We start from the raw sequence: 3,869 nt of genomic DNA, 5'->3' as shown, positions 1-3,869 counted from the left end.
ACCCGGGGTCCCGGCAGTCCGGCCTCGTCCAGGCGCCGGACCAGGTTCGCCAGACCGGCTTCGAGCAGGTGCACTTCTGCCGTGCTTGCGCCTTTTTGCGGGCCGTAGACGGCGGCGGCACCGGTCGGCCCGAGCAGCGGGTTCCGGACATCGTTGGCAGCGACCAGGTCCACGTCTTTCATCGGTATCAGTCCGCTGAGATCGATGCGGGCGATGTCGGCGAGGGTCCCGCCGCAGGGCACAAACGCTTCGCCGTGGGCGTCAAGGAATTGCGCGCCGAGTGCGCTGAGCATGCCGGCCCCGCCGTCGGTCGTGGCGCTGCCGCCAAGGGCCAGGACAACCTGGCGAGGGCGCTGTCCGAGGGCTGCCCGGATGGCCTGGCCGAAGCCTGCGCTGCTGCTGGTCAGCGGCGCGAGCTTTTCCGGGGGCAGCATTTGCAGGCCTGATGTGGTGGCCACCTCGACAACGGCTGCTGAGCCATCGAATGCCACTCTGGTGGTTGCCGGGGTGCCGGCGGGCCCAGTGACCTGCACAGGGATGGGCTGAAATCCCGCGTCCAGGGCGGCCTGGACACTGCCGTCTCCGCCATCGGCCACCGGCAGCGCCTTGCAGCTGATCCGCTCCGGGCCGGATTGGGAGGTCAGCCCGTTTGCCAGCCAGTGCGCGACCTCGGAAGCGCTGAGCGAGCCTTTGAATTTATCGGGTGCCAGCAGGACTTCGAATGAGCTCATCGTGCGCCGGCCTCCACAGGCAGTTCCGTATGCGAGGTCGTGACGTTGTCGGTGCCCGGAGTCCTCACCGGTGTTTCAGCGGGAGGATCGGAGATGAGACTGTGTGCCGCAGGTGCGTTCAGGGGCGCGACTTTCTCGCCGTTGAAGACCCGGCGCACCCGGTCCACGTCCAGCGACTTGTCCCACCAGGCGATGAACAGTGTGGCCACGGCGTTGCCGCAGAAGTTCACCAGGGCGCGGCATTCGGACATGAACTTGTCGATGCCGAAGATCAGCATGATGCCCGCAGCCGGGATGGTGCCCAGGGTGCTCAGGGTCGCGGTGAGGGCGATGAAGCCGCCGCCGGCGACGCCGGCCGCGCCCTTGGAGGTCAGCAGCATGACCGCGAGCATGCCCAGCTGCTGGCCGATGGTCAGGTCCGTGTTGGTGGCCTGGGCGATGTACACGGCGGCCAGGGAAAGGTAGATCGCGGCGCCGTCGAGGTTGAAGCTGTAGCCGGTCGGGACGACCAGGCCGACGGTCTCCTTCTTCACGCCGGCGTGCTCCAGCTTGCGCATCAGGCCGGGCAGTGCCGGTTCGGCGGTGGAGGTGCCCAGGATCAGCAGCAGTTCCTCCTTGAAGTGTTTGAACATCTTGAAGATGTTCAGCTTCAGGAAGGCCATCACGCCGCCGAGGACCACGATGACGAATACGATCGAGGTGCCGTAGAAGAGCAGGATCAGCCAGCCGAGGCTGGAGAGGGTTTCCACGCCGTACTTGCCGACGGCGAAGGCCATGGCGCCGAACGCGCCGAGCGGGGCGGCCTTCATGATGAAGTTCAGGACCTTGAAGATCACCTTGGTCAACCGCTGCACCGCGTCGAGGACGGGAGCGCCGACCTTGCCGACGGCGTTGAGCGCGATGCCGAAGATGACCGCCATGAAGATGATCTGGAGGATGTCGCCTTCAACGAACGGGCCGGCGACGCTGCCGGGGACGATGTGCGTCAGGAACTCCCACCACTGCTGGTTCTCGCCCTTTTCGATCAGTTCGGCGGCCGTTCCGCTGGTTTCGATCTTGCTGGCGTCCGCGTTGACGCCGTCGCCAAGCCGGAAAATGTTGATGGCGACCAGGCCCATGATCATGGCGAAGATGGTGCCGATCTGGAAGTATGTCAGCGCTTTCAGCCCGGTGACGCCGACCTTCTTCAGGTCCGCGACGCTGGCGATGCCGCCGACGATGGTGAGGAAGACGATTGGGCCGATCAGCATCTTCATCGCTTCGACGAAGGTGGTGCCGATGGGCTGCATCGCTTCCCCGGTCTCGGGGGCGAGCCAGCCGACCAGAATGCCGATGACGATCGCCACCAGAACCCAGAAATACAGCTGGCGGTACCAGCGCTTGCGGCCGGTGCCGCTGTCGATGGTGTGGTCCATGTTCCTACCTCGTCGTTGGAAAAATCGCGCTCCGCGTGAATCTGTCTCGGAGGCGGAGGACTAGAAAGTGAAGGGGGTACGGGAAGAAGCCGCTTCTCCGCAGGGTGTAGCCCGGGCCGGGCCGGCGCGACCTGCACCGGCCCGGCCTGGTGGAATAAGGAGTGATCAGACGGTGGCCAGGGAGGCGTTCAGGGCCGCCACGATCGCTTCGGTGACCTCATCGGTGTTGGCCGTGCCGCCGATGTCGCGGGTCAGGTGGCCGGATCCGGTGGCCGATTCGATCGCGGCTTCGATGCGGCGGGCCTCGTCATGCAGGCCGAAGTGATCCAGCATCAGTGCGGCGCTGGCGATGGCGCCGATCGGGTTGCTGATGCCCTTGCCGGCAATGTCCGGGGCCGAGCCGTGTACGGGCTCGAACATGGACGGGAAGCGGCGCTCCGGGTTCAGGTTGGCGCTGGCGGCCAGCCCCAGGCTGCCGGCCAGGGCCGAGCCGAGGTCGGAGAGGATGTCGGCGTTGAGGTTGGAAGCAACGACAACGGAGAGGTCCTCGGGGCGCAGGATGAACTTCGCGCTCATCGCGTCCACCAGCACGCTCTCGGTCTCCACGTCCGGGTAGTCCAGGGCGACGCGGTCGAAGACTTCGTCCCACAGGACCATGCCGTACTGCTGGGCGTTCGACTTGGTCACTGAGGAGACCTTCTTGACCGTGCGGGTACGGGCCAGGTCGAAGGCGAAGCGGATAATGCGTTCGCAGCCCTTTTCGGTGAAGAGCGCGGTCTGCAGTGCCACTTCGTTGCCCGGGCCGCGGCCGCTGAGGTTGCGGCCGCCGAGGCCGGCGTACTCGCCCTCGCTGTTCTCACGCACGACCACCCAGTCCAGTTCGGTGTTGTCGGCCTTGCGCAGCGGGGACTGCACACCGGGCAGGAACTTGACCGGACGGATGTTGGCCCACTGGTCGAAATTCTGGGTGATGTTCAGCCGCAGGCCCCAAAGGCTGATGTGGTCCGGCACGTTCTCCCAGCCCACGGCGCCGAAGTAGATCGCGTCGAACGCCTTCAGGACCTCCAGCCCCTCGGCATCCATCATGACGCCGTGCTTGGCGTAGTACTCACTGCCCCAGGGGAATTCGGTCCAGTCGAAGGCGAACTTGCCGTCCGACTGCGCGGCCACGGTATCCAGCACCTTCCGGCCGGCCGCCACAACTTCCTTGCCGACCCCGTCCGCGGGAATCGAGGCGATCTTGAAAACCTGGGTCTCGGTCATGTTTCTCTCTCCTGATTGAAGTGCTCCGCATCACAGCTGCGGTGTCAGATTCAATTAGAAGGTCGCGGGTACGATCGCGTCCAAGACTGGATTTGCATACCCCGAATAGGTTCAGCCTATCTATTCGTGTGCTGCGGCGTACTCCGCGGCGACCTCGAGGAACGTCCGCGCAGAAGGCGTCAGGTCGGTCTGCCGGCTCAGTACTGCTACATGCAGTTCCGATACCGGCTCGATGCGTGCCACCCGCAGTCCCGCTTTCCGGGCCAGGGATGCCCAGGACGAGGGCATCACCGCATGCCCTACCCCGGCCAACACCAGCGGCAGGACTGAGGTTCGGTGCGCTACTTCGACCGCGATTTCCACGTTCACGCCGCTGGCGAGGATGTCATCGACCAGCCACCTCATCAGCGATCCCCGCTGGGAGACGATGACCCTGTGGCCGGCCAGATCCTCGCGGTCA

The 3,869-nt window shown here is 65.4% G+C and carries 4 protein-coding genes; all 4 read right to left on the bottom strand.

Features of this window, described 5'->3' with window-relative positions:
- A partial coding sequence (locus D477_RS16895) for a glycerate kinase (RefSeq protein ID WP_005272440.1) occupies positions 1–731 on the bottom strand: 731 nt, incomplete at its 3' end.
- Positions 728–2,146, bottom strand: a complete 1,419-nt coding sequence (gene dctA / locus D477_RS16890; RefSeq protein ID WP_005272438.1) for a C4-dicarboxylate transporter DctA — start codon at positions 2,144–2,146, stop codon at positions 728–730. The genes dctA and D477_RS16895, both read right to left, overlap by 4 nt.
- A 165-nt stretch (positions 2,147–2,311) precedes the next feature.
- Positions 2,312–3,409, bottom strand: a complete 1,098-nt coding sequence (locus D477_RS16885) for a tartrate dehydrogenase (protein ID WP_005272436.1) — start codon at positions 3,407–3,409, stop codon at positions 2,312–2,314.
- 120 nt (positions 3,410–3,529) lie between these two features.
- A partial coding sequence (locus D477_RS16880) for a LysR substrate-binding domain-containing protein (RefSeq protein ID WP_005272427.1) occupies positions 3,530–3,869 on the bottom strand: 340 nt, incomplete at its 5' end.

This window comes from Arthrobacter crystallopoietes BAB-32 (assembly GCF_000328305.2).
In the GTDB taxonomy this organism is placed as follows: Bacteria; Actinomycetota; Actinomycetes; order Actinomycetales; family Micrococcaceae; genus Crystallibacter; species Crystallibacter crystallopoietes_A.
This window is presented reverse-complemented; position numbering and strand designations above follow the sequence as displayed.